26 protein-coding genes are annotated in these 23,537 nt (G+C 64.9%); 12 read left to right on the top strand and 14 right to left on the bottom strand.

The annotated features are described in order from the left end of the window. Nucleotides 1-19: 19 nt before the first annotated feature. A complete protein-coding gene (locus U5782_RS17255; protein ID WP_322045075.1) occupies nt 20-1,015 on the bottom strand; it encodes a zinc-binding dehydrogenase in 996 nt (331 codons plus the stop codon). After that, nucleotides 1,012-1,524: a lactoylglutathione lyase family protein gene (locus U5782_RS17250; protein WP_322045074.1), complete on the bottom strand. Its 513-nt coding sequence runs from the start codon at nt 1,522-1,524 to the stop codon at nt 1,012-1,014. The genes U5782_RS17255 and U5782_RS17250 overlap by 4 nt, the downstream gene beginning before the upstream one ends. 95 nt (nt 1,525-1,619) lie before the next feature. Here U5782_RS17250 and U5782_RS17245 point away from each other — a divergent pair, with 95 nt between their 5' ends. Together U5782_RS17245 and U5782_RS17240 are read left to right on the top strand one after the other, a co-directional pair. Then, nucleotides 1,620-2,507 carry a LysR family transcriptional regulator gene (locus U5782_RS17245; protein ID WP_322045073.1) on the top strand — a complete coding sequence of 296 codons (888 nt, stop codon included), beginning with the start codon at nt 1,620-1,622 and terminating at the stop codon, nt 2,505-2,507. A gap of 200 nt (nt 2,508-2,707) precedes the next feature. Beyond that, nucleotides 2,708-3,454, top strand: a complete 747-nt coding sequence (locus U5782_RS17240; RefSeq protein ID WP_322045072.1) for a glucose 1-dehydrogenase — start codon at nt 2,708-2,710, stop codon at nt 3,452-3,454. 80 nt (nt 3,455-3,534) lie between these two features. Here U5782_RS17240 and U5782_RS17235 read toward each other — a convergent pair whose 3' ends face one another. Then, entirely contained in the window at nt 3,535-3,717 is a 183-nt protein-coding gene (locus U5782_RS17235) for a transcriptional regulator (protein ID WP_322045071.1), read from the bottom strand. A 262-nt stretch (nt 3,718-3,979) separates the two neighbouring features. On the opposite strand from U5782_RS17235, the gene U5782_RS17230 reads away from it, so the two are divergent. Next, nucleotides 3,980-4,321, top strand: coding sequence for an H-NS family nucleoid-associated regulatory protein (locus U5782_RS17230; RefSeq protein ID WP_322045070.1), 342 nt, complete (start codon nt 3,980-3,982; stop codon nt 4,319-4,321). Nucleotides 4,322-4,362: 41 nt separating this feature from the next. On the opposite strand, the gene U5782_RS17225 is transcribed toward U5782_RS17230, so the two are convergent. Continuing rightward, a complete protein-coding gene (locus U5782_RS17225; protein ID WP_322045069.1) occupies nt 4,363-4,608 on the bottom strand; it encodes a hypothetical protein in 246 nt (81 codons plus the stop codon). A 3-nt stretch (nt 4,609-4,611) separates the two neighbouring features. Continuing rightward, complete coding sequence (locus U5782_RS17220) at nt 4,612-5,259, bottom strand: helix-turn-helix domain-containing protein (protein WP_322045068.1); 648 nt, start codon at nt 5,257-5,259, stop codon at nt 4,612-4,614. Between the two features lie 139 nt (nt 5,260-5,398). On the opposite strand from U5782_RS17220, the gene U5782_RS17215 reads away from it, so the two are divergent. Then, nucleotides 5,399-5,770: an H-NS histone family protein gene (locus U5782_RS17215; RefSeq protein ID WP_322045067.1), complete on the top strand. Its 372-nt coding sequence runs from the start codon at nt 5,399-5,401 to the stop codon at nt 5,768-5,770. Between the two features lie 36 nt (nt 5,771-5,806). On the opposite strand, the gene U5782_RS17210 is transcribed toward U5782_RS17215, so the two are convergent. From U5782_RS17210 to U5782_RS17190, 5 genes are all read right to left on the bottom strand, one after another. Further along, nucleotides 5,807-6,715: an alpha/beta hydrolase gene (locus tag U5782_RS17210; protein ID WP_322045066.1), complete on the bottom strand. Its 909-nt coding sequence runs from the start codon at nt 6,713-6,715 to the stop codon at nt 5,807-5,809. 97 nt (nt 6,716-6,812) lie between these two features. Then, nucleotides 6,813-7,640 carry a helix-turn-helix transcriptional regulator gene (locus U5782_RS17205; RefSeq protein ID WP_322045065.1) on the bottom strand — a complete coding sequence of 276 codons (828 nt, stop codon included), beginning with the start codon at nt 7,638-7,640 and terminating at the stop codon, nt 6,813-6,815. Nucleotides 7,641-7,727: 87 nt separating this feature from the next. Then, nucleotides 7,728-9,269: a methyl-accepting chemotaxis protein gene (locus U5782_RS17200; protein WP_322045064.1), complete on the bottom strand. Its 1,542-nt coding sequence runs from the start codon at nt 9,267-9,269 to the stop codon at nt 7,728-7,730. Nucleotides 9,270-9,428: 159 nt separating this feature from the next. Further along, a complete protein-coding gene (locus U5782_RS17195) occupies nt 9,429-9,854 on the bottom strand; it encodes a hypothetical protein (RefSeq protein WP_322045063.1) in 426 nt (141 codons plus the stop codon). Further along, nucleotides 9,851-10,501 carry a septal ring lytic transglycosylase RlpA family protein gene (locus U5782_RS17190; protein WP_322045062.1) on the bottom strand — a complete coding sequence of 217 codons (651 nt, stop codon included), beginning with the start codon at nt 10,499-10,501 and terminating at the stop codon, nt 9,851-9,853. The genes U5782_RS17195 and U5782_RS17190 overlap by 4 nt, the downstream gene beginning before the upstream one ends. 125 nt (nt 10,502-10,626) lie before the next feature. On the opposite strand from U5782_RS17190, the gene U5782_RS17185 reads away from it, so the two are divergent. The 6 genes from U5782_RS17185 to U5782_RS17160 all read left to right on the top strand — a co-directional run bounded on the left by U5782_RS17185 (nt 10,627) and on the right by U5782_RS17160 (nt 15,187). Beyond that, nucleotides 10,627-10,860, top strand: a complete 234-nt coding sequence (locus U5782_RS17185) for a hypothetical protein (protein WP_322045061.1) — start codon at nt 10,627-10,629, stop codon at nt 10,858-10,860. A gap of 51 nt (nt 10,861-10,911) precedes the next feature. Further along, complete coding sequence (locus U5782_RS17180; RefSeq protein ID WP_322045060.1) at nt 10,912-11,094, top strand: hypothetical protein; 183 nt, start codon at nt 10,912-10,914, stop codon at nt 11,092-11,094. A 55-nt stretch (nt 11,095-11,149) separates the two neighbouring features. Beyond that, on the top strand, nt 11,150-11,374 hold the full coding sequence (locus U5782_RS17175; RefSeq protein WP_322045059.1) for a YozE family protein: 225 nt from the start codon (nt 11,150-11,152) through the stop codon (nt 11,372-11,374). Nucleotides 11,375-11,647: 273 nt separating this feature from the next. After that, a complete protein-coding gene (locus U5782_RS17170; RefSeq protein ID WP_322045058.1) occupies nt 11,648-13,231 on the top strand; it encodes a class I adenylate-forming enzyme family protein in 1,584 nt (527 codons plus the stop codon). A 37-nt stretch (nt 13,232-13,268) separates the two neighbouring features. Beyond that, entirely contained in the window at nt 13,269-14,423 is a 1,155-nt protein-coding gene (locus U5782_RS17165; RefSeq protein WP_322045057.1) for an aromatic ring-hydroxylating dioxygenase subunit alpha, read from the top strand. A 2-nt stretch (nt 14,424-14,425) separates the two neighbouring features. After that, the gene (locus U5782_RS17160; protein ID WP_322045056.1) at nt 14,426-15,187 is read left to right on the top strand and encodes an enoyl-CoA hydratase/isomerase family protein; all 762 of its coding nucleotides are present in this window, start codon (nt 14,426-14,428) and stop codon (nt 15,185-15,187) included. A gap of 18 nt (nt 15,188-15,205) precedes the next feature. On the opposite strand, the gene U5782_RS17155 is transcribed toward U5782_RS17160, so the two are convergent. Both U5782_RS17155 and U5782_RS17150 read right to left on the bottom strand, forming a co-directional pair. After that, nucleotides 15,206-15,997, bottom strand: a complete 792-nt coding sequence (locus U5782_RS17155) for a hypothetical protein (RefSeq protein WP_322045055.1) — start codon at nt 15,995-15,997, stop codon at nt 15,206-15,208. A 43-nt stretch (nt 15,998-16,040) separates the two neighbouring features. Beyond that, on the bottom strand, nt 16,041-18,719 hold the full coding sequence (locus tag U5782_RS17150) for a LuxR C-terminal-related transcriptional regulator (RefSeq protein ID WP_322045054.1): 2,679 nt from the start codon (nt 18,717-18,719) through the stop codon (nt 16,041-16,043). Nucleotides 18,720-18,875: 156 nt separating this feature from the next. Between U5782_RS17150 and U5782_RS17145 the strand changes: the two genes are divergently transcribed. Together U5782_RS17145 and U5782_RS17140 are read left to right on the top strand one after the other, a co-directional pair. Further along, a complete protein-coding gene (locus U5782_RS17145; RefSeq protein ID WP_322045053.1) occupies nt 18,876-19,511 on the top strand; it encodes a glutathione S-transferase family protein in 636 nt (211 codons plus the stop codon). Nucleotides 19,512-19,631: 120 nt separating this feature from the next. Then, on the top strand, nt 19,632-20,375 hold the full coding sequence (locus U5782_RS17140) for a helix-turn-helix domain-containing protein (protein ID WP_322045052.1): 744 nt from the start codon (nt 19,632-19,634) through the stop codon (nt 20,373-20,375). A gap of 45 nt (nt 20,376-20,420) precedes the next feature. On the opposite strand, the gene U5782_RS17135 is transcribed toward U5782_RS17140, so the two are convergent. Both U5782_RS17135 and fadB read right to left on the bottom strand, forming a co-directional pair. Then, nucleotides 20,421-21,224, bottom strand: a complete 804-nt coding sequence (locus U5782_RS17135; RefSeq protein WP_322045051.1) for an enoyl-CoA hydratase-related protein — start codon at nt 21,222-21,224, stop codon at nt 20,421-20,423. 31 nt (nt 21,225-21,255) lie between these two features. Then, a complete protein-coding gene (gene fadB / locus U5782_RS17130) occupies nt 21,256-23,421 on the bottom strand; it encodes a fatty acid oxidation complex subunit alpha FadB (protein WP_322045050.1) in 2,166 nt (721 codons plus the stop codon). Between the last annotated feature and the right edge of the window lie 116 nt (nt 23,422-23,537).

Here is a 23,537-nt window from a genome sequence, read left to right as displayed (position 1 = left end):
CGCCGGGTCTGCGATACCTCTACGCGATCCGCACAACCGGCTTGCCGGCGAAATTCCGGCTACGCAAAGCGTCCAGCAGCTCCGCCAGCGCGTCGAAGCCGCGCACGACCCGCGCCTGCGGCTCCAGACGCCCTTCGGCAACAGCCGCCAGCATCTGCTCGCCTTCGCTGCGCAATTGCGCCCACGCATCGTCGTCGCCGTGCTGGTGGAGTGCGCCCAACGCCACTTCATGCATCGACAAGGTCCGCCCGAACGGCTCGCACGGCCACTGCGCCACACGGTCCTGCACGCAGACGAGATGACCGTTGGCCCGCAGCGCATCGGCCATGCGAGCGGCGTGATCGCCGCTGACCGTATCGATCACCGCGAAATAGCGCTGGCCGCCGCTCCATGCTGCGGAATCGGCCAGTGGCCCGTCGATGCAATCGGCGGCGCCGAGCGCCAGCAGGCGCTCCCGATGCCGCGCATTGGCCATCGCGGTCACGACGAAGCCGCGTGCAACCGCCAACTGGATCAGGTACTGGCCGACCGCACCACCCGCACCGCTCACGAGCAGCGGCTGGCCCGGCTTGACCGGCACCTTGTCGATCGCGAGCCAGGCCGTGAGCGCCGGACACGGAAAGCTCGCGGCCGTTTCGTAATCGAGCGCGTCCGGCAGGCGCAGCAGCGCGCGCGCGTCCACGGGCGTGTGCTCCGCGAAGCTGCCGTGGCGATGCAGGCTGGTGTGCCAGACCACGCGGCGGCCCAGCCAGTCGGCCGATACGCCCGCGCCCAGCGCGACCACTTCGCCCGCGCCATCGACGCCCGGCACATGGCCAGCCTGCCAGTCCACCAGCGCGCCGCCGAGCACTTTCCAGTCAACCGGGTTCAATCCGATCGCGGCATTGCGCACCAGCACCTGACCGGCCGCGGGAGCCGGGGTGGGAACGCGCACCAGCTTCAGGTCGAGGGGATCGGCACTCCCGTGCCAGGTCCAGGCGCGGTGCATCGCGTCATGCATGGCAGCGCCGGTCACGATTGGTAGGCTCCCGCCGAATAGGTCAGCTCGTAGCTATGGCTGTAGATCTCCACGATGTTGCCGAACGGATCTTCCATGTAGACCATGCGATACGGCTTCTCGCCCGGGAAGTACTCGCGCACCGGCATGCGCTGCTTGCCGCCCGCCGCGACGATCTTTGCCGCCAGCCCTTCCACGTCCGGGTCCTGGACGCAGAAGTGAAACACGCCCGTTTTCCAGTATTCGAAGTTGTTCTCCGGCTTCTGCGCGTTGCGGAATTCGAAGATCTCCACGCCGATGCGGTCTCCCGTGGACAGATGGGCGATGCGAAACGATCCCCAACCCGCGCCGAACACATCCGTGCACATCACGCCGATCGCGCTGTCGTCCTCGGTGATCGTGGTCGGCGGCATGATCAGATACCAGCCCATGACTTCGCTATAGAAGCGCACGGCGGCGTCGAGATCGGTCACGGAAAGACCGATGTGGGAAAAGCTGCGCGGATAGGGTCGGGGCATAGTGAGCATGGCAGTGCACTCCTGAAAGGTTGATCCCCCAAGCGTAGCGCCTGCAATGCAATATCTGCTCTAATGCTTCCTTATCGCTTTGATAAGAAATCGTTATGCTCAATCCTCAATGGCTACGCTCGTTCGCCGCCGTGGCCGAGCTGGGCGGCTTCACGCGCGCGGCCAACCAGCTGGGACTGACACAGGCGGCCGTGAGCCAGCATGTGCAGCACCTCGAAGGTCAACTCGGCCCTTTGCTGATCCGGCGCGGACGGCAAATCGAACTGATGCCGGCCGGCGTCGCCTTGCTCGATTACTGCAACGAAGTCGAGCAGGCGCACAAACGCCTACAGCGGCAATTGACCGATTCCACTGTCGATAGCGGCGAAGTCAGCCTCATTACGCCCGGCAGTGTGGGACTGGCGCTCTATCCGTTGCTGCTGGATTTGCAGCAGGCTCATCGAGGGCTCGTGATCCGCCATCGCTTCGCGCCCGATACGGAAACGCGCGAAGCGGTGCTCGACAAGCGCTATGAACTCGGCCTCGTCACGCTGCGGCCCGACGATCCGCGCCTGGCCGCCGAACCCTTTGCCGAAGAACCGCTGGAACTCGTCGTACCGGCCGGCGAGAACGTAGCGAGCTGGGCGGATCTGGAGCGGCTCGGCTTTATCGATCATCCGGACGGACGGGCGATGGCCACGCGGCTGCTGGCCCGCCATTTCCCCGGCAATCCAGGCCTGCGTGGCTTGCCGCTGCGCGGCTTTAGCAACCAGATCTCGCTGATCCTCGAACCGGTCGCGCGCGGCCTGGGCTTTACGGTGATCCCGCGCCATGCGCGCGAGGCGTTCGCCAACGCGCAGGCGATCCGCGTGATCGAGTGCGGGACGCCGGTGGTCGATACCTTGTGGCTCGTTCATCGGGCCGAATGGCCGCTTTCATCCCGGGCGGTGTGGCTGCTCGATCAGATTCGCGCGCGGCTCGCGTTTGGCGCGGCTTCTGCGTAAGCGGTCCTCGTCGATCTCTGCGCAAGATCGCATCCGCCTGCGCCAATTGTTCGGCTGATCCTGCCAGTCAATTCGTGTCCGGCCGCTTTATCGCACAGGCCCGAATCTCTACATTCCTGTTGACGGTCGGCGATGGCTTGACGCAGACGCCGGTTCCAATCGATGCATGGGGCAACCCACTTACGTTGAGAGAAAACATCATGGGCAAGCTTGCAGGAAAAGTCGCGGTTGTCACGGGCGGGTCGAAAGGTATCGGCGCCGCCATTGCAAAAGCACTCGCGGCCGAAGGGGCCTCGGTAGTCGTCAATTACGCGAGCAGCAAGGCCGGTGCCGACGCGGTCGTGGCCGCGATCGCCAGCGCCGGAGGCAAAGCGGTTGCCGTTGGCGGCGATGTGTCGAAGGCCGCCGACGCGCAAGGTATCGTCGGCGCGGCCATCGAAACTTATGGTCGACTCGACATTCTCGTGAACAACTCGGGCGTCTACGAATTCGCGCCCATCGAGGAATTCACCGAAGAGCAATACCGCCGGCAATTCGATATCAACGTGCTCGGCGTGCTGCTCACGACGCAGGCGGCCGTCAAACACCTTGGCGAAGGCGCAAGCATCGTCAATGTCAGCTCGGTCGTGACGACCGCTACGCCTGCGGCAACCGCCGTGTATAGCGGCACGAAAGGCGCAGTCGACGCGATCACCGGCGTGCTGGCGCGCGAACTCGGACCGAGGAAGATCCGCGTGAACGCGATCAACCCTGGCGTCGTGGCGACCGAAGGGACGCACACGGCAGGGGTGATCGGCTCGGATTTCGAAGCGATGGCAGTCAGCCAGACGCCGCTTGGCCGCATCGGCCAGCCGGACGATATTGCCTCGGCGGTGGTTTTCCTCGCATCGGACGACGCGAAGTGGCTGACGGGCGAGCATATCGTCGCCAGCGGCGGCATGCGCTAAAACGCATTAGCGGGCGCGGCCGTCCGTCTGGGCGGCTCGCCTGACGTGCGCCAGATTGCGCACGGTGCGCGGCGGGCCGCTCACGGCAGCCGATCGCGGATAGCGAGAAGCAGGTCGAGGTGTCGTTCGACCAGCTGCGGAATAGGCGATTCACCGCCAATCCATCGACCGATTGTGCGTCGGTCATAACCCGAATATTCAGCGAACGTCACCTGTGTCCAGCCAAGGCGCGCCAGCGCATAGGAAAGGTCGGCTGGCTTCATATCGATTTAGACAAAATGTCTCTCATGATCGGTAATCAATGCGACATTTTGCCAAAAATCACGGATAATATCGAGTCTGTCGCCGCACCGCGCGGCAAGTCCCCAGCGCGCCTGCGTCAGCAGGCAAATACGTCGATTACGCTACGCCCCGTTACACCCACTAACGACTTGGCGGAAAGTGCGGGCTTGTGCGTGCTATTCTGACGGAACGCGATTTGCAGTATCCTGCTCGCCGATTATCTGAAGTGCCGAGAATATTGAAATGGATGAAAGAAAGCGTGACAGCATCGTGGCCTATCTGCAACGGCGGATGGCCGAATTTGGCATCAGCCCGGAAGCGCTGGCCGCCTCAATAGCAAAAGACCAGGCGCAGTTGCAAGCGGCGCGATTCCGCGACGCTATGGGTCACACATGGGATGGCGAAGGCGTACCGCCGCTGTGGGTCGTGCAAGCGACCAGCGCGGGCCAGTCGCTCGAACATTTCGCCATCGCAGAAGCGCCGACGAAAGCCGCCCCCACCCGTGCCACGGTCGACTGGCGCAATGACCCCTTCGCCGGAAGCCGCCTGGCCTCCGTGAAACCCGAGCGCGCCGAAGCCGCCTGAGCCCCCGAGACACACTCCAATCCCTGTACGCCTTTAGACCTTTAGACCTGGCAAATATCCATCGCGACCAGGCGGCGTGATCCGCCCTTAGCGCGTGCTGGTTCGCCCAGCGTCGGATAGTCGGTGTAAAACTTTTCTGAGCCTCCCAAAAAGCCCTCTCTGTGCGGCCCGTTCATTGGCGCATGGGTCTTGATGCGCTCGACGAAATCAGGCGCTTCATTGAATCTCTTCAGGAACGCCTGGCGCGGTAACGGTGAGTGTGCAATCGCGGCGATACGCGAAAACACCCTTCAACCACGGCTTTTCTTTGCGCGCGTGACGGGCTTCGCAGCCGCGATCAGTCCGCGCAGAAACACCATGATGGCCTGACCCGCCGGCACTTCGCCCAATATCGGGCGCTGCAAAGCCAGCCCATGCGAGAGCGCCATGAATGACGCCGCCAGCATGGGCGGCGCCTCAGGCGGCACCAGATCGAGCCGCGCGAAGACCAGTTCGATGCAGCGTGCGAAGCCGTCGCGATGCGCACTCCAGAGCGCCCGCGATGCGTTCGCGAGCGCCACGCTGCGCCCCGCCTGCAACTCGAATTCGATCCCCAGCACGGCCCATTCCGGTTCGTCGTCGATCCGCTTCGACCAGGCATCGAGCGCGCCGAGCATGGCCTGCTGCGTGAGCGCCGGATCACCGAGCATCTGCGCCACCTCGCCGAGTTGCGCACTCGCGCGCGACTGCATCAACTCGATGAAAAGCGCTTCCTTGTCGGCGAAATTCGAATAGAACGCGCCCTGCGTGTATCCGGCTTGCGCCGCAATATCGCGCAGCGAAGTCGCGCCAAAACCTTTCTCCACGAACAGAAGCTTCGCAGCGGCAAGCAGATCGGCGCGCGTGCGCAAGCGGCTCGCTTCACGCGTGAGACGACGGGAGGGTGAGGACTGAGCCATGTTTCACATATCAGTTGATATTTAAATTTCAGGTGATATTATTACACATGCATTTCACATAGCCTTCAGGGCTTGAAAGTCAGAATATCGAGAGTGCGCACGTTTTATCGCGCCTCGTATCGAATAACTCGATCAGCGGATGCAGACGAATATGGGGAGCAGGGTTAAAAATCTGCGAGAGCAGCTTGCGCGGCTCGACAAACAGATCTCGATTGCGTGGCAGGCAGAGCAGCATGCGGCCATCGAACACATTCGCCAGGTGATGAACTTTTTCAACCTCGTGCCGAATCAATTGCGCGTCGATCGGCGCGGCAGCTATAACACGCAGCCCGTAACGGTGAAATACCGTGATCCCGCGAGCGGCGCGACATGGACCGGACGCGGGCGGGCTCCGTCGTGGATACGCAATCGCGATTACGACGATTTTCTGATCGAGCGATCCGGGGATTCGCGAACGCAATTAACGCCCGCTGTCCGCGACAATGCCCGATATGAATCCGTCCATTCCTGAAAATAAACGAGGCATTTGATTAGCCATCCTTATATGTCATGAATGGGAATTCAAATGGCACTGAAACCATTCCGCCGCGCTCCGGCTGGTGGTTTCGAAATGCTCGACATAGGGCGTAAAATGCCCGCCCGCGATCATCGTCAGTTGTTTCGGTTGCAGCGCGTCCTTATAGGCACGTAGACACAAATCCGTGGCGGTCAGCGTATCGGCGTCGGCTACGATCATCAGCAATGGCGTCGGGCTGATGCGCGCGATATGCACGCCTGGCTCGTTTTCGCGCGAAAGCTCGGCGCTGCGTAGCGTCACCTCGTTACGCCAGTTCGGCGCGAAGGCCGTCGTGCCCGCAAAGAACGCGTGACTATCCGCGCCCGCCATGGCACATGGCCCGCCAGGATCGGCGCTCGTCGCGGGCAGCATCGCGGGCGCACCGCCAGCGAAACGGCGCGCGCGATCCGCCTCGAAGCGGCTCAATAGCAAGGGCACATGATCGGCGCGTGTGCGGCGCAAGGCCGATTGATAGCCGCTGATCTGCGGCACCTGCGATACCACGCACTTCACCCGCCGATCGATCGCGGCCACTTCCAGCACGTGGCCACCGCTAAAACTCGTGCCCCAGATGCCCAGGCGTGTCGCGTCCACCTCGGGCCGCGTCGACAGATAGCTGAGCGCGTCGCGATAACCACGCTTCTGCAAGGCCGGATCGACCTCCTGACGCGGCAGTCCCTCACTCTCGCCAAAATTGCGGTGATCGTAGACGAGCACGGCCAGGCCGGCCTTCGCGAACACCTCGGCGTAACGATCGAGATACTGCTCCTTGACCGCCGAGAATCCGTGCGCCATCACGATCGCCGGATGCCCGCCCTCACGCGCCGGGTGCGCAGGCAGGTAGAACCAGCCGCGCAGGCGCGCACCTTCCGAAAGAAACTCCACGTTTTGACGTTCCATTGCCTATCCCCTGTGAGGCACGCGGCGCTTGAATGCGGCGCGTGGGATAGACGATACGCAACGGCGACGAGCGGCGCGCCGTGGGTCCGGACATCGGCTACGCCGGATCGGACAAATTGAAATACGCGCTCGGTGTCGAGCCCGTCACGCGGCGAAACATCGCCGCGAAAGCGCCCGGCGTTTCATAGCCGAGCGCGAGGCTCACGTCGGCGACGGGCCTGCCGCTGGCGAGCAGCGGCAGCGCATGCTGGACACGCACGAGCTGGCGCCAGTGCACGAACGACATACCGGTTTCGGCGATAAAGAGGCGCGCGAGCGTGCGCGTCGAGGCGCCCGCTTCGGCGGCCCAGGCATCCAGGGAACGTGCATCGCCGGGCGTGTTGAGCAGCGCATCGCAGATGCGCTTGAGGCGCCGGTCGCCGCCGCCCGGCATACGTAGCGGATGGCCCGGCACCCAGTCGATTTCGGCAAGCAGATGCGTAATGACGAGGGCATCGCGCCCGGTGGGTTCGTCGTCGAGTGGAATCGTCGCGGCGCGCACGATCAGTTCGCGCAAGAGCGGCGTCACGTTGACGGCGCTCGGCGTTGCAGGAAAGCCTGCCGGGCAGAACTCGGCGCGAATATACGGGCTGCGCAACGACACCGCGCCACGCGCACGCATCGCATGCAGCGTGCCGGCCGGCATCCACAGCGCGCGCTGCGGCGGCACGAGCCACAGCGCCTCGCCGACGATCACTTCGATCACGCCGCGCGTCGCGTAGATGAGCTGCGAGCGAGCATGCCGATGTGCGCCGACCTCGAAACCGTCCGCGTATTCCTTCGCCATGACCGAGGCCGGGCCGGGCGCCTCTTGATAGTCAGCGGGATTCGTGCTGCGCGTGGCAGCGTGCGCCGACGAACTTCGCGGCTTAGGATCGGACGACATGGGCAACAGAGATGGGCGAGAGCGAGTCAGTATAGAGCGACCCGCATCGTCTGGCGCCCCACCTGAGCGCCACCCCCACCCACGCCGCTACGCAGCAACCCTGAAGACGGCCACGGTCGAGCGCAACTTGCTCGCCTGCTCATCGAGCGCGGCAGCAGCGGCCGCGGCCTGCTCAACCAGCGCCGCGTTCTGCTGCGTCACGGTATCCATCTGCGAAACCGCGAGATTCACCTGCTCGATGCCAGTGCTCTGCTCCACCGACGCCGCCTCGATCTCGCCCATGATGTCGCTCACGCGCATGATCGACTGGACGATTTCCTTCATGCGCTCGCCGGCCACGGCGACCTGGCCCGAACCCGTATCGACGCGCTCCACCGACGAGCCAATCAAGGCCTTGATGTCCTTCGCCGCCGACGCGCTGCGCTGCGCGAGCGCGCGCACTTCCCCGGCGACGACCGCGAAGCCGCGCCCCTCGTCGCCCGCGCGCGCCGCTTCGACAGCCGCATTGAGCGCGAGAATGTTGGTCTGGAACGCGATGCTCTCGATCGTGCCGATGATCTCGCCAATACGCTTCGATTCGTCGGCAATGCCGCGCATGGTTTCGATCACCTCGTCGACGGCCTGGCCGCCGCGCCCCGTGGCGTCCGACGCGAGCACGGCGAGCTGACGCGCCTGCCGCGCGTTTTCGGCGTTCTGCTTCACCGTCGCCGTGAGTTGCTCCATGCTGGCCGCCGTCTCTTCGAGCGAGGCTGCCTGCTCTTCGGTACGCTGCGACAGATCGGCATTGCCATGCGCGATCTCCGACGAGCCCGTAGCAATCGAATCGCTCGATTGCTGGATGCCCTGCACGAGATCGCGCAACTTGCCCCGCATCTCGCGAAGGGCGTGCATGAGGCTCGAATGATCGTCGGCGGCGAGCGCCACGTGCGTCGTCAGGTCGCCGGCTGCGATCTGCGCCGCCAGCTCCGCGGCAACGGCCGGCTCACCGCCGAGCGCGCGCCGGATGCTGCGCGTCATGAACCACGCCATCGTGCCCACAGCCGCGAAAATGAGCACCGCGATAACGATCATGGTGCGCGCGACACGCCAGTACGCAGCGTCGATATCGTCGTAGAAGAAGCCCGTGCCGATCCACCATTGCCAGCCCGGGATCGCCACCACGCCTTGCAGCTTGGGTTCGAGCGGACTATCCGGCGAGCGGTGGATCAGCACGTCCACGAGCGCGACATGGCGCCTTTCGAGCCCTTGCGCATAGGCCTGCGTGTCGGTGAGATCGCCCATCGTCGTGCGATTGCCGCCCGTCTTGGTGCCGATCAGGGCCGGATTCGGATGCACGAGGTTGATGCTGTCCGTCGTCGTGACCCAGAAATAGCTCTTGCTGTCCGCATTCAGTTCGGTGATTGCCGCTTTCGCCGCCGTCTGCGCGTCGGCGCGCGAAAGTTTGCCCTGGGCTTCCTGCGCCTGGTAGTAGAGCACCAGATGCTCGGCCTTGAGCAGCAGGTTGTTGATCTGCTCCTGTCGACTTTCGACGAGCGACTGTTTCAGTTGCGACAAGGTCGTCGCAGCAATGCAAACGACACCGACGAGCGCGGTGCCGACAAGAAGAATCAGCTTGGTTGAAACTTTCATTTCGGGTCGAGGGGACGGAGAAGACGTCGGGCAAATAGCCAAAATTAACTGTTTGGTTAATCCTTAACGGCAATCCGTCCGTATTCTTTAGGGCGATTCGGCGCGCTTGCCGTGTCGACGAAACGCGCCGGACCGCCCCCTTCTGCTGCAACCCGTCGATCAGTTCTCGTGCGGCGTACGCAGCGCCTGGCCGGAGGCAGCCGCCCTGCCCGACGTCGCGTCCTCATGCCCGTCGTGCGCCTGACCAGGATAGCCAGCATGACTATCGCGGCCGGACGGATCGACCCCGCCCAGCATCAGTTGTTTGCTCGACCAGTGGTAGAAAACATCCGGCTGCCGATTTTTCTTTTTGACATGACGGCTCGCATGGGGACGCTTCGGCGGCGAAGTCGATGCGACACGCTTGCGGGGCGAATGCACGGGCGTGCTTTTATGCGAATCGCCGGCCTTCGGGTTGGCGGCAGATTGAACGGCATACGCGTTGGCGGCGCTGTGCAAAACGAGCACCGCAATCGCGATGCCTCGCACAACGACGCTCGCCGCGTCCGCCTCGCTGCGGCGCAACCCGCCGTACGCGCGGGTCAAGCGGCGTCCCCGTCCGGCACGCGTCGCGCGTCGAGCATCTTCGCCGTGCGGGCGATCTGCACGCGCTTCGAGCGCGCGCGAGGCAACCCCAGGGCCTGCGCCGCTGCATAAGAGAGATCGATGATGCGTCCCTTCACAAATGGGCCGCGATCGTTAATGCGAACCGTAATCGACTTTCCGGTCGCCACGGAGGTGACGCAGACATAGCTGCCGAACGGCAAGGTCCGATGCGCTGCCGTGAACGCGGCGCTATCGAATCGCTCTCCGCTCGCCGTTCGCCGTCCCTGGAACTTTGCCGCATACCACGACGCTTCGCCGGATTCCAGCACCTTGCCTGCGGAACGGCCCGTTTGGGCTACCGGGTTCAACGCGGCCTCCTCGACCGTGGCGCTCGCGGACGGCGCGGGTGAATCGGCTGCACCGCCACGATTCGATATCGCGTGATCGTGCGGACTTGCGGCGCACGCACTGAAAAGCGCAAGCATCGAGAGCATGCCCCCCAATCGGATCGAGACCACAACACACCACCCATCATCGTTGAAACCGGACTTAACGGTCTCAAAAATCTTGCGTTGACGGATGAATGAGGTTCTGACAATTCTTGATCTTCGGCTTAGGAATGGACGGTAGTCCTGACTATCTATCAATCGCCGACTCGTGAATGATTGGCTACGTTCCGACCCTACGTACGGCAATTCGAATTTATGCGATATCAGGCCAGCGACGGCGACCGTATTCTGATCCTGTTCAGCCGATATTGTTGGAGATAACCATGAGCCCCTATTCCCTGATTGACGTGTCGTCGATGCAAGAACGCGTGAGCACGATCGCCGGTGACGGCGAGGCGAATCGAGGGCGAGTGGCCGCCATGCAGACCCACGATGAAGCTGCCACGGGCATCGAACAACATGGCAACCGCTTCGCGCTGACTGGCGCACTCTTTGCGGGCATCCTGGTTTCGTTGACGGGAATGGCAGCAACCCGCTCCCTGTTCGACGAAGGCTGATCGTCGGACGCTACGCGCGGCGTACGGACGCCCGCACGAAATCAGTCAACCATGCCCACGCCTCACGCCGAACACAAACGGGGAATCGTTCCCGTACATCCAGACAGCCTGCTTGCCGCGCACATCGAGCGCCATATCCACCTGTATATCGACTATGGAATGGGCATGGCCTGTCTGTTCATCTTTTGTGGCGCCTATTGCGCCGAACATCTGCTGCTCGACAGGCTTTTGTAGTCTGCCAATCGAAAATAACTTGCAGTACGAATCAAATCTGAACTGGAAACCACCCATGATCACGTCATTCCACACCTGGATTCGAATCCAGACTGAACGCGAGGATCCAGTAGGCCGCCTGGCGCGCGAGGTCAGCGCGGATGACCGCGCACCCGAAGGCATCTGGAAGGCAAACTGGCTCGACCATCTGATGGTACGCAACGCGGGCCTCGTCACGATGGCCGCGTTCGAAGAAGCGTGGGGTGAATACTCCACGCAGTTTCTGGATAAATACCGTTAATCGTGGCATAGGGTCCGTCACTGACGCGTTGGTATTGACGCGAGCTTTATAGTTTGCAGTTATCGACGCAGGCATGGATCCCGCCGCCGCCCACAAACCGCCGAATCGTCGAAACCGACGAAGCGGCCCTGTCCCCACTGCTCCAGAATTAACGCACTCGGCCGCGGCAAGGCCCACGCGACGTATTCGACGTATTCGACATCCAGACAGCGCGCCCACACGCGGGACGCAAGCTGCAATGAACCGGCGACGCCGTCGCCCCGGAGACACAACGTGAATCTCGCCCACTACTGTTCCTATTGGGCCGCCATGCGCGGCGACGAAGCGGCGGCTGTCTTCAGGGGCGAACGCCTCACGTGGACCGAGCTCGACCGGCAGGCCAATGCGCTCGCCGCCAGCCTCGCGAGCGCCGGCATCGCTCAGGGCGATCGCCTCGGCTGCCTGCTCCCCAACGGCCTGGAATGGGTCGTCGTCTGGTGCGCCGCCCTCAAAGCGGGGGCCATCCTGGTGCCGTTGAACCCGCGCTACGGCGACAACGAGTTGCGCGAGATCGTCGCTAACGTAGGCTGTCGCGCGATCGTTTCGCTGCCGCGCGATGTCGAGCGCATCGCGCCAGCCGTCGCGGCGCGCACGCACGGCGCCAGCGGCGTGCACCTGTTCGCGCTGCAAACCGATGCCGCGCCCATCGCCTTTGGCGACGCGATCGCAGGCGAGGCCCGGCCACCGTCGATCGAGGCGCGCCCCGACGATATCGCCGTCGTGACCTTCACCTCAGGCTCGACGGGCCTGCCCAAAGGCGCGATGCTCAGCCATCGGGCGATACGCGCGATGGGCATGAGCGCCATTGCGGCCAACCGCTTCACCTCGGCGGAGCGCGTCCTGCTGCTCGCGCCCTTCGCCTTCACGGGCGGCATCATCTCCGTCTATTCGCCGACCTATCTGGCAGGCGGCTGCATCTATATCGAGGAATCCGCCGATCCCGAGCGCGCGCTCGCGACCATCACGAGCGAGCGAATCACGGCGATCACAGGCGTCCCGATTCTCTGGGAGCGCATGGCCGACTCCCGCCAGTTCGCCTCAGCCGATCTCGGTTCGCTCAATTCGGCCGCTACGGGCGGCGCACCGGTATCGCCAGCGTTATTGCAGCGCTACATCGAAAAGGGTGTGCGCATTCGCCAGGTCTATGGCTGCACGGAGGCCAGCGGGTTAATCGCCACGCCCAACGAAGCGCATGCCCTTGCCAGGCCCTGGGCCTGCGGCGTGCCGCTACCAACGGTCGAGGTGCGTGTCGTCGATGCCCAGGGCGCGCCCTGCGCGAGCGGCGAGGTCGGCGAGTTGATCCTGCGCGGCGAGCAGATGTTCTCGGGCTACTGGGGCAACGAAGCGGCCACCGCCGAGGCCTGGCAGGACGGCTGGTATCGCACCGGCGACCTCGGCCGTATCGACGAGTCGGGTCACATCCAGATCACCGACCGCAAGAAGAACATGGTCATCAGCGGCGGCGTCAACATCTACCCGGCTGAAATCGAACGCGCGATGAGCGCGCTGCCCGGCGTGATCGAGATCGTCGCCTTCGGCATGCCCGATGCGAGTTGGGGCGAGCGCGTGGTGGCGGTCGTGCATGGCGTCGATGGTCTCGACGCGCGCGCGCTGATGCAGGCGGCGCGCACGGCGCTGGGCGCGTACAAGACGCCGAAGGAAATCATCGTCGTCGCAGAGAGCCTGCCGCGCACTTCGACGGGCAAGCTGCAACGCACGAAGTTCGCGCAACTCTACGACGCGCTGCGCGACGCGCCGCGCGTGTTCGCCAGCGACCTGCCCGCGCACGACAAGGCAGTGACAGCACCCGAAGCCTGAACCCGCTGCGCTGCACGCGATGTCAAGGATCGACTCCATGTACTTCAGCCCCGAACGCAACCGGCGTTTTGCGCAACGGTTGTTCGAGCATGTGCGAAACGGCACGACGGACCAGAACGCCGACATGCTGCCCTACGATCTCTCGATCTACGCCGATACGGACATCGCCGCCGCCGAGCGCGCGAAGATCTTCGAGAAGCTGCCAATGATGGCGCTGCACAGCTCGCAGCTTCCCGAACCGGGCGACTTCGTCACCGTGCAACTGAACCGCACCCAGGCGATCGTCTCGCGCCAGAAGGACGGCAGCGTCAAGGCGATGATCAACGCCTGCCGCCATCGCGGCGCGACCCTGGTCAAACAGGAATCAGGCCGACGCAATCTATTTGTGTGTCCTTATCATGGCTGGAGCTATGCGGGCGACGGCGCGCTCAAGGCGATCTCGTTTGGCGAGACCTTCGGCGCCTGCCCTGCCGAAGAGCGCCGCCTCGTGCAATTGCCGGTGGAAGAGCGCCACGGCTTCGTGTGGATCGTCGAAGATCCCGACGGCCACATCGACGTGGCCGCGCATCTGGACCCGCAGATGGACGCCCTGCTCGCGGATTACGGACTCGCGCGTTACCACGTCTGGCGCAACGCGACCTTCGAGCTGGCGCAGAACTGGAAGATCATGCTCGAAGGCGTGCTCGACGGCTATCACGTGTCGTTCGTACACGGCGCGACCATCAAACCCTACTTCTACCTGAACATGATGGCGATCGAGGACTTCGGCCACCATCACGTCACGGCCACGCCGCGCCGCGCGATCGAGCGCATCCTCCACGAGCCGCCGGGCCAGTCGTCGCTCGACGAGTATGCAGTGTTCGGCAACCTCGTCTCGCCGAATGCGACCTTCGTGCTGCACCCGCATCACATCGAGCACTGGACGCTCTACCAGGACGTCAAGGACCCGGGCCGCTGCCGCGCGATGCTGCGCATCCTCACGCCGCACAAAACGCTCGACGAACGCGGCCAGGCCATCATGGAGAAAAACTGGAACATCGCCTCGGCGGCGATCCTCAACGAGGACGTGCCCGTGGGCGACAGCATCCAGGCATCGGCGGAGATGCCGCATGCGGGCTCCGTCCTGCTCGGCCTGAACGAAGTCGGCAATCGCGTGTTTCATCGCGCCTGGCGTCACTACATGGAGGCTTGACGATGAGCGAACCCGCCCTGCTGATCGAGCGCCCGCACGACGGCGTGCTGCAACTGACGCTCAATCGTCCGCGTGCGCTGAATGCCGTCACGCTCGAACTCGCTCAGGCGCTGGCCGATGCACTCGCCGCGGCCGCCAGCGACGCAAGCGTGCGCGCCATCGTCCTGACCGGTGCGGGCGAGCGCGGCTTCAGCGCGGGCTACGACATTCGCGAGATGGCCGCGATGGATACCGATGCGATGCTCGGCGCCGCGCTGCGCCGCTGCCCCGTGATCCATGCGCTCGCGCGTCATCCCAAGCCGGTGATCGCAGCGCTCAACGGACTCGCGCATGGCGTGGGCGCGCTCTATGCGATGGCGGCCGACATTCGCCTCGCCTGCCCGGAAGCCGAATTCCGCGTCGCGGCGACCCTGCACAACGCCGCCGAGGGCGCGTGGCAACTGCCGCAACTCGTGGGCGCAGCACGCGCGAAAGAGATCCTGATAACGGGGCGCATCGTGAACGCGGAAGAAGGCTTGCGCATTGGCCTGTATCACGACGTCGTCGCGCGCGCCGGACTGCTGGATGCGGCGCTTGCGAAGGCGTGCGCGATTGCGGCCCTGCCGCCGCTCGGCGTGCAATGGGTCAAGAAGCTGATCGACGAAGGCCACGGACGCACGCTCGACGAACAGTTCCACGCCGAACAACTCGCGCTCGCGACCGTCATGCCTCCGGCCGACGGCCGCGCGACCTTCGCCTCGTTTCTCGGCAAGGCCGATTCCTGAAAGCAGCCTGCTGCCCGCTTAACGCGGCTCGAAAAAGAAGCTCAGCGCATCGTCCGCGCTCGCGCGATCAAAGCGCTTCACCACGCCCACCCGCAACGCCGTTTCATAACGCTGCGGCTGCGAACCGAAGCAGCTCCCGGCTGCCGGCCCGCTATGCCGCGCCTGCTCGCCAATCATCGATTCGATGTCGATGCGCTGGCTCCGCGCGACGAACAGCGCCCGCTGCATGATGAAGTAATGCTCGTGCTGCTGCACGGGAACGTTCGCCCGCACCCACGCCATAAAACCCTTCAGCACGCCGATGCCGCCATAAGCGGCGGGTTCGACGATCGTTTCGTTTTCGTCGATGGCGAAGCTCAGCAGCGTTTCGCCATTACAGGAGAGCGTCGCGCGACGCGGACCATCCAGGGCGTCGGGCACGATCACGTCATAGCGGCAGTCGGCGCGGCGGGCGTGGGCATGCGTCGCGGCGAGGCAGAACATGTCGTACATGTGCGTGCACTGCGTCGCGGCGTCCGTGTGACGGGCGATATCGAATACGTTGTCGCTGAGTCGGCAACCCACCATCGCATCGGCCAGCGCACCGGGCGCGCCTGCGCAGGAACTCAGCGGCTGGCGCACCCATGCGCCACGGACTGCGGTGACGCGATCGTCGCGATGCTCGAAGTCGATCTCGAACGCGTGCACCGGGTCCTCCATCGCCAGGTTGATGCGGCCGGGCGCAGGGCTGCGGATCGCCAGCGATCGCACATACACGCCGCTGCCATAGGCCGCGCGATACGGCATCGTGCGCGCTTCATCTGCGCTCATGGTCTTGTCTCCCTCGATATTCCGCTCGATGCCCGTTAGACGCCTAGCGGATGATGCCCAGACGCCGCGCGTTAGCCACGGCTTGCGTGCGGCTATGCGCGCCGAGCTTCACATTGATGTTGCGCAGATGCGTGCGCACGGTACTGTCCGATACGAAAAGCTTGCTCGCGATAGCCGTGTTCGAATCGCCTTCCGCCAGCAATTGCAGCACGCGGATCTCACTGCGCGTGAGCGGCTCCTGCAAGCCACCGTTGCCGATCTCGGGCGCGGGGCCGAGCACCTTGAGCAGGCGTTGCACGTACTCCGAAAGAATCGGATTGCGCAGCGCGCCGGACTGTTCGCGCGACAGCGCTTCATAGCACTGGATCAGCGGCGCAACGGCCGGGCCTTCTTCGAGGATGAGACGCACGAAGCCCTCTTCGCTCGCCGTGCGCAGCACGGTATCGGCCTCCTTGACGGCCGCGCCGAGATCGCCCGCGCGCTGCAAGCCGATCGCATGGAGCAGCCGCAGCTTGAGCAGACGGCGATAACGCTGCGCCGCTTCGGCCACCGCCATTTCGCGCTCGATGAGCGGCAGCGCCGAGTGCACGTCGCCGAACGCCAGCTCCCAACGCAGCCTCGCGAGCGCGTAATAGTCGAGATCGTGCGCGGGCAAACGACGGTCGCGCTCGCGTTCCCAGACCGCTTCGTCGTTGGCGCGCCGCAACTCGTCGAGCGACGCCGTGCCATTGCCCTGCAACAGCAGCACGCGAGCGCGTTCGAGCTTGGCGCTCGCCACCACGCGCGGCAACTGGCGCAGATGCCCGACGTATTCGAGTTCGGTCAGGAGCAATAGCGCGCTCTCCACGTCGCCCGTCACGAACGCGATACGCGAGCGGGCCACGTGCGTCATGATCATGTGATCGGGCAAGCCGATATCGCGCGCGAGCGGCAGGTACACGTTCAGCAGGCGATCGGCCTGTTCGAGCTTGTCCGCCTCATAGAGCGCGCAGGCGAACAGCACGCCGGCCCAGGCATTGCCGTGCGAATGCGGATAGCTCGCCTGGCGCGTGGCGTCGAGCGCCAGCTGAAAGCGCGCGCTCGCCTGGCGCATGCGCCCGCCGTATAAATCGAGCAAGCCCTCCGACGATTCGATGTACATACGATTGAACGGACTACTGCCCTGCTCGCGGCGCGCCTCGTCGAGCAGGCGTTGAGCCTCGCGCTGCTCGCCGAGCGTGACCAGCACATTCGCCGTGACGTTCAGCAGCAAGCTGTCCGCGAACGGCTTGCCGGTGGGCAGCGCCGTCATCGCGCCGCGCCCCGCTTCCAGCGCCTCCTCATAGCGGTCCTGCATGGCCAACAATAGCGGGCGCAGCGCGGCGACGTTGGCGCGCACGCCGGGATCGTCGCTCGTCGCGCAGCGCGAGGTCTCGAGCCGCTGCATCGTCACCCACGGCCCCTGCGTAAAGCCGGTCGCCCACAGCGCCATGACCTGAAGAAACGGATGCTCGTCGAGCAACGCGGGCGGCAGCGCGGCGAACCAGCGCGCGAGCATGCGCATGCGCCCCTGTTCCAGATACGGCTCCGCATAGTTGTCGAGCAGCGTGACGGCCTGCGGAAAGTCGCCGCCTTCGATCGCGTGATCGATCGCCTGCACGATGCGCCCCTGCGATTCGTACCATCCCGAAGCGGCGAGATGCAGACGCATCACATCGTCGGGCCGCTCGCGCACGAGCTGCGTGCGCAGAAAATCGGCGAACAGGCTGTGATAGCGCCACGCACGCGTCTTGCCCGCGAGCGGCGTGATGAACAGATTCATCGCGTCGAGGCGTTCGAGCATGCGTTCGCAGTCGGTGCGCGGACACAGCGCCTGGCAGGTCGGCGCATCGAGCTGGCGCAGAATGCTCGTGCGCAGCAGGAAGTCGCGCACATCCTCCGGCTGGCTCGCCAGCACGTCCTCGGCGAGATAGCCCGCCACGCCCACGTCCGAACCCGAGAAACGTTCGATGAATTCGGCCGCGTCGTGACTGCGTTCGAGCGCCATCGACGCGAGCCAGAGGCCCGCGATCCAGCCCTCGGTCTTGCGGCGCAACTGGTCGAGCAGGTCGATCGACAAGCGTGTGACGCTGCGCTGGCCAAAGAAACTATCGGTCTCGCGCAGATCGAAGCGCAGGTCCTCGGTGTCGATCTCGCACAACTGACCGCGTGCGCGCAGGCGCGCCAGACCCAGCGCGGGCAGATTGCGCGAGCCGATCACGACCCGGCAGCCATGCGGCAACTGATCGATCACCTCGCGCAGCCAGCCGAGCACGGTGGGCTCGTACACGGTTTCGAGGTCGTCGAGAAAGAGCGCGAACGGGCCTTGCCACGCGCCGAGCGCGCTGATCGGATCGACGCGCGCATCGAGGCCGAGCCGCGCCACCGCTTTCGTAAGGTTGTGATGAAAGCGCGATGCATCGTTATCCGAACGATCGAGCGTGAGCCAGGCGCAAGTGACGCCGTGCGCCTCCAGCATGCGGAAGCACTGCGTGAGCAACGAAGTCTTGCCGAAGCCCGCTGGCGCGCGCACCAGCACGACCTTGGCCGACGAAGCGCCAATACGCTCGCAGAGCGCTTCACGCGGAATCTGCACGGCGCCCGCCGTGGGCGGCATCACCTTGACCTTGAGCGCATCCAGAAAGCGCATCGACGTGGACAGCCCCTCGGCTGATCTGGGCTGGGTGGGAACGATGGTGTCCATCTAGCGGCCGCCTTGTCTGGGTTGAGCAAAAACCTGGGGAAAGCCGCGGCCGGGCCGCGCGGGCGTTTGACGCCTCACAACGATTATCTTATTCTATTAGATAAAATCGCAGTGCGTATTTACCCCGACAGGGCCCGTCAAACAGGGAGGAGACACATGCTTAATCTCTATCATTGCAAGGATGCACGGTCGTTTCGCTGCCTTTGGTTGCTCGAAGAAATGGGCAGACAATACAATCTTATAAAATTAGATTATCCGCCGAAGGAGACCGCCCCGAAGTTTCTGGCGCTCAACCCGGCCGGCACCGTGCCCTGCCTCGTGGACGGCGAGACCACGCTGTTCGAGTCGGGCGCGATTCTCGAATACCTCGCGGCTGGCGAGGCAGGCAGTGCGTTCGCGGTGCCGCCGGGCCACCCGGAGCACGGCAACTGGCTCAACTGGCTGCATTTCGGCGAAGCCTCGCTGACCGTGCCGCTCGCGGCGCTGTTCCGCTTCGCCCATCGCTTGCCGCCGGAGCAGCGCCAGCCGGGCGCGGCGGCCGACTGCCGCGCGCAGTTCATCGACAAGCTCGCCGTGCTCGATCGCGCGCTTGCGCAGCGCGAATACCTGGCGGACGGCCGCTTCACGAGCGCCGATATCAGCGTCGCCTATGCGCTGATGCTGGCCGGCGCCCTCGGTCTGGAAAACGAGTTTCCGCCAGCCGTAGTGGCCTACCGCGATCGGCTTTGCGCGCGTCCGGCCTTTGCCGCGGCACGGGCCGCGCAGAAGGCTGCGCCAGTCGCGACGCTTTAACCGTCCGGCGGGCGACGGCACACGCCGCCGCCCCTTGGCACGCGCGCCCGCGGCGGGCACACTTACGCACGGGGCGCGCCGCGCCGGAAGCGACCCTTTTATCTATCAAGCGGAGTTTTTGTGGGACGACCGACCAAGCCAATCATTTCGACCGAACGCGCCGCGCGTGCCGCGCTCGGGGTCATCGACGTTCGCGGGCTGGATGCGTTCAGTCTCGAACTCGTCGCGAATCGGATCGGCATCAAGGCGCCGTCGCTCTACTACCACTTCAAGAGCAAGACCGCATTGCTCGCGGAGGTGGCGAGACTCCTGCTGCTCGATGTGCAGATCCCGCCAGAAACGGAAGGCGACTGGCGCGACCGCATGATCGCGCTGAGCGTGGCGACGCGCCGCTCCATCCTTCAGCATCCGAACGCGGCGCCGCTGCTGTTGCAGTTCTTTCCGCGCCATTTGCTGCTGGGCAGCTACGACCACTGGATTCGCGACTATCCGCTGCCGCCCGACCAGCACATGATTTTCGTCGAGGGGCTGGAAAAGCTGACGTTCGGCTCGGCGCTGTTCGATGCGGCCTGCCGGGCGCGCGCCGTCGAGCCGATGCCGCAGTTCGATCACGCCCGCTACCCGCATCTGGCCGAGGCGATGCGCACCAACACGCTCGACGACGAAGCGCTCTTCATCGAAACGATAAGGCGCTTTATCGACGGCTTCGCGGCCTATACGACGGATGCAACCGGCAAGAACGCCCCCGCGAAGAAAAAGCCCGCGCGCAAGACCGCGGCCCGCAAGCCGCGCAAGGCGACTGAAGGTGGCAGCGAAGGCGAAGCCGTCACCGTGTCCGAGGCGGACAGCGCACAAGACGCGTGACGCGTAAATGAGGGGCGCCTGCCCCTCTGCGTTCAACGAGAACCGTCAACGCGAGCCAAACACGGGCTCGCGCCGCTCCAGAAACGCACTCACTCCCTCGGCGAATTCCGGCTGCTCAAGCAGTTCGCGCTGGCGTGAAGTCTCATAGTCCAACTGCTCGTCCAGCGTATTGGCGAAACCCGCATCGAACGCGCGGCGCGCTTCGAGCGCCCGCGCTGCGGGCAGACGCGCCACGCGTCGCGCGAGCGCGAGCGCGTCCTCGCGCAACCGCTCGTCGTCCACGCACGACCAGATCAGCCCCCACTCGGCCGCCGTCGCCGCCGGCAGGCGCTCGCCCAGCAAGGTCAGCGCAGTCGCGCGCGCGCGGCCCAGCAGGCGCGTGAGAAACCACGTCGCGCCCAGGTCCGGCAACAAGCCCAGCTTCGGCACGAAGGGCAGATAGAAGTACGCCGAGCGCGCCGCCACGACGATATCGGCCGCCAGCGCGATGCCCACGCCCGCGCCCGCCGCCGCGCCATTGAGCGCGACCACCACCGGCACCGGCAACGCGCGCAGGTCGGTCACGATGCGGTTGGACAACTCGTGCATGAGATCGGCGGTGCGCTGGCCGAGGCCCGGCGTGCCCGGCGACATCGGCCCTTCGGTCGAGAGGTCCGCGCCCACGCTGAACGCCTTGCCCGCACCCGTGAGCAGCAGCGCGCGAATCGAGCGGTCGTCGCGAATCTGCGCCAGACGCACGCGCAATGCGTGTTGCAGATCGAGGCTCAGCGCGTTGAGCCTGGCGGTCTCGTTGAGCGTGATGATTGCGACGTCGCCATCGCGTTCGAAAAGAATCGGTGATGCAGTCATGTCGTGCCTGTTCGGGTTGGCTTCGGCGAAATTACGCCGGATAGAAAAGCCGTTGCGCCGCGGCCATCTCGCGCAGCAGCGCAGGGGCGCGATACGCCTCGCCAAGCGGCGCATAGTGCGCGAAGCGCGCGAGCAGCGCATCGAGCCCGAGCCAGTCCGCGTACTTCAGCGCGCCGCCCACATGCGCCGGGAAGCCCAGGCCCAGCAGCAGCGCCGTATCGAGCTCCGCCGGGGTGGCGACCACGCCTTCTGCCAGCGCGTGAATGGCCTCGCCGATCATCGGCAACATCAGGCGTTCGACGATTTCCGCATCCGCGATCATGCGCGTCGAGGCGGCCCGTTGCTGGGCGAGCAGCGCGTGCGCCTCGGGCGCGACCTGCTTGCGCAGCTTGCCCGCTTCATCCTTTTCATAGCGATAGAAACCCGCACCGGATTTCTGGCCGTAGCGGCCGTTCGCCACCATCAGGCGCAGCGCGCTGCGATCGTCAGGGCGCATGCGCTCGGGATAGCCCGCCGAAATCACATCGACCACATGACTGCCCACGTCCATGCCCACGACGTCCTGGAGATACGCGGGCCCCATCGGCCAGCCGAACGCTTCCATCGCGCGGTCGATGCGCTCGAAGTCCACGCCTTCGGCAACCAGGTCGACGAACGCAAGAATATAAGGCGTGAGAATGCGATTGACGAGAAAACCCGGGCAGTCCTTGACGACGATCGGCGTCTTGCCCATCGCCACCGCATAGCCCACTGCGGATGCGACGGCGGCTTCGCTTGTGCGTTCGCCGCGAATCACCTCGACGAGCGGCATCACCGGCACCGGATTGAAGAAGTGCATCCCGACGAAGTTCTCGGGACGCGCGAGCGGCGTCGCAATATCGTCGATACGCAGGCTCGATGTGTTTGACGCGATCACCGCGTCGGGGCGCACCTGCTGCTCCAGCTCCACGAGCACCTTGCGCTTGACGGCGAGGTTCTCAACGACGGCCTCGATGACGAGATCGCTTTCATCGAAGCCCGTGTAATCGAGTTGCGGCGTGATCGACGCGAGCACCGCATCGGCCTTGTCCTGCGCAAGGCGACCCGCCTTGACCTGCCGCGCGAGCTGGCGCTGCGCCTCGCCCATGCCCAGATCGAGCTGGCCCTGCGCGATATCCTTCAGACGCAGCGGCGTGCCGCGCAGCGCGCTCGCATAGGCGATGCCGCCGCCCATGATGCCCGCGCCCAGCACGGCCGCGCGCGTCACCGGGCGCGCCTTGGCGGCGTAGGCCTTGAAGGTCTTCTTGAGCGCCTGCTGGCTCATGAACGTCTGCACGAGGGCCGAGGCAGCCTGCGTTTTAGCGACCTCGGCGAAAGCACGCGCCTCGCGGTCGAGCGCGGCGTCACGCGTGAGCGTCGCGCCTTGCCGCATCGTCTGCGCGGCGCGCAACGCGGCCGGCTGATGCGCCGAGGCGGTGGCGCTCACCTGCTCCAGCGCGGCATCGAATGCATCGAGCGCATCGCTCGCCATCGCATCGCGTTTACGCTGCTGCGCGGCGCGCCAGTCGATCTCGCCCGCCGCCGCGCGGCGCAACAGATCCAGCGCGGCGTCGCGCAAGGCTGCGGGGTCCGCCACGCCATCGACCACGCCCGCTTCCCGCGCTTGCTCCGCGCCAGCGGGCTTGCCCGTGCGAATCCAGTCCACGGCCACGCGCGCCCCCGCGATGCGTCCAAGCCGCACCGTGCCACCGAGCCCAGGAAAAAGCCCCAAACTGACTTCGGGCAGGCCAACGCGCGCACTCGTCGACATCACGCGCAGCGAGCACGCCAGGGCCAGCTCGAGCCCGCCCCCCAGCGCGAAGCCATTGATCGCGGCCACCGTGGGCACCGCGAGATCCTCGAACGCGACAAGCGCGTCGTTGTTGCGCCGAACGTGCGCGGCGATCGTCTCGGCGGGACGCTGGAACAGCGCGCTGAATTCGCCGATATCCGCGCCGACGATAAACACGTCCTTCGCGCTCGTGACGAGCACGCCGCGCACCGACGCGTCGCGCGCAATCATCGCGCTCGCCTCGCGAAACTCGTCGAGGGTGCGCTGATCGAGCTTGTTGATCGTCTCGGCCGGCCGATGAAAACTCAGCTCGACGAGGCCATCGCCGATCGGCTTCACTTGAATGCTTTCGCCCGCGAACACATCGCTCTCCCTATGATTTTTCAATTTCGCCAGACGCACGACTGCAATCAGCAACGCACGCCATAGTGCAGTTGATGATAGGCGTCGGCCCCTGGTCACAACATCGTCGAATCCGACGATTGAGCGCTGGCGCGCGGGGA

It is taken from the genome of Paraburkholderia sp. J67 (assembly GCF_905220265.1).
In the GTDB taxonomy this organism is placed as follows: Bacteria; Pseudomonadota; Gammaproteobacteria; order Burkholderiales; family Burkholderiaceae; genus Paraburkholderia.
Note: the sequence above shows the minus strand (reverse complement) of the source record. Positions and strands in the feature narration are given on the sequence as shown.

What these genes read in the sequence shown, in the direction of transcription:
- U5782_RS17250 (WP_322045074.1), bottom strand. Translation starts at nt 1,524, where the DNA reads ATGCTCACTATGCCCCGACCCTATCCGCGCAGCTTTTCCCACATCGGT.
- U5782_RS17245 (WP_322045073.1), top strand. Translation starts at nt 1,620, where the DNA reads ATGCTCAATCCTCAATGGCTACGCTCGTTCGCCGCCGTGGCCGAGCTG.
- U5782_RS17240 (WP_322045072.1), top strand. Translation starts at nt 2,708, where the DNA reads ATGGGCAAGCTTGCAGGAAAAGTCGCGGTTGTCACGGGCGGGTCGAAA.
- U5782_RS17235 (WP_322045071.1), bottom strand. Translation starts at nt 3,717, where the DNA reads ATGAAGCCAGCCGACCTTTCCTATGCGCTGGCGCGCCTTGGCTGGACA.
- U5782_RS17230 (WP_322045070.1), top strand. Translation starts at nt 3,980, where the DNA reads ATGGATGAAAGAAAGCGTGACAGCATCGTGGCCTATCTGCAACGGCGG.
- U5782_RS17220 (WP_322045068.1), bottom strand. Translation starts at nt 5,259, where the DNA reads ATGGCTCAGTCCTCACCCTCCCGTCGTCTCACGCGTGAAGCGAGCCGC.
- U5782_RS17215 (WP_322045067.1), top strand. Translation starts at nt 5,399, where the DNA reads ATGCAGACGAATATGGGGAGCAGGGTTAAAAATCTGCGAGAGCAGCTT.
- U5782_RS17210 (WP_322045066.1), bottom strand. Translation starts at nt 6,715, where the DNA reads ATGGAACGTCAAAACGTGGAGTTTCTTTCGGAAGGTGCGCGCCTGCGC.
- U5782_RS17205 (WP_322045065.1), bottom strand. Translation starts at nt 7,640, where the DNA reads ATGTCGTCCGATCCTAAGCCGCGAAGTTCGTCGGCGCACGCTGCCACG.
- U5782_RS17200 (WP_322045064.1), bottom strand. Translation starts at nt 9,269, where the DNA reads ATGAAAGTTTCAACCAAGCTGATTCTTCTTGTCGGCACCGCGCTCGTC.
- U5782_RS17185 (WP_322045061.1), top strand. Translation starts at nt 10,627, where the DNA reads ATGAGCCCCTATTCCCTGATTGACGTGTCGTCGATGCAAGAACGCGTG.
- U5782_RS17180 (WP_322045060.1), top strand. Translation starts at nt 10,912, where the DNA reads ATGCCCACGCCTCACGCCGAACACAAACGGGGAATCGTTCCCGTACAT.
- U5782_RS17175 (WP_322045059.1), top strand. Translation starts at nt 11,150, where the DNA reads ATGATCACGTCATTCCACACCTGGATTCGAATCCAGACTGAACGCGAG.
- U5782_RS17165 (WP_322045057.1), top strand. Translation starts at nt 13,269, where the DNA reads ATGTACTTCAGCCCCGAACGCAACCGGCGTTTTGCGCAACGGTTGTTC.
- U5782_RS17160 (WP_322045056.1), top strand. Translation starts at nt 14,426, where the DNA reads ATGAGCGAACCCGCCCTGCTGATCGAGCGCCCGCACGACGGCGTGCTG.
- U5782_RS17155 (WP_322045055.1), bottom strand. Translation starts at nt 15,997, where the DNA reads ATGAGCGCAGATGAAGCGCGCACGATGCCGTATCGCGCGGCCTATGGC.
- U5782_RS17150 (WP_322045054.1), bottom strand. Translation starts at nt 18,719, where the DNA reads ATGGACACCATCGTTCCCACCCAGCCCAGATCAGCCGAGGGGCTGTCC.
- U5782_RS17145 (WP_322045053.1), top strand. Translation starts at nt 18,876, where the DNA reads ATGCTTAATCTCTATCATTGCAAGGATGCACGGTCGTTTCGCTGCCTT.
- U5782_RS17135 (WP_322045051.1), bottom strand. Translation starts at nt 21,224, where the DNA reads ATGACTGCATCACCGATTCTTTTCGAACGCGATGGCGACGTCGCAATC.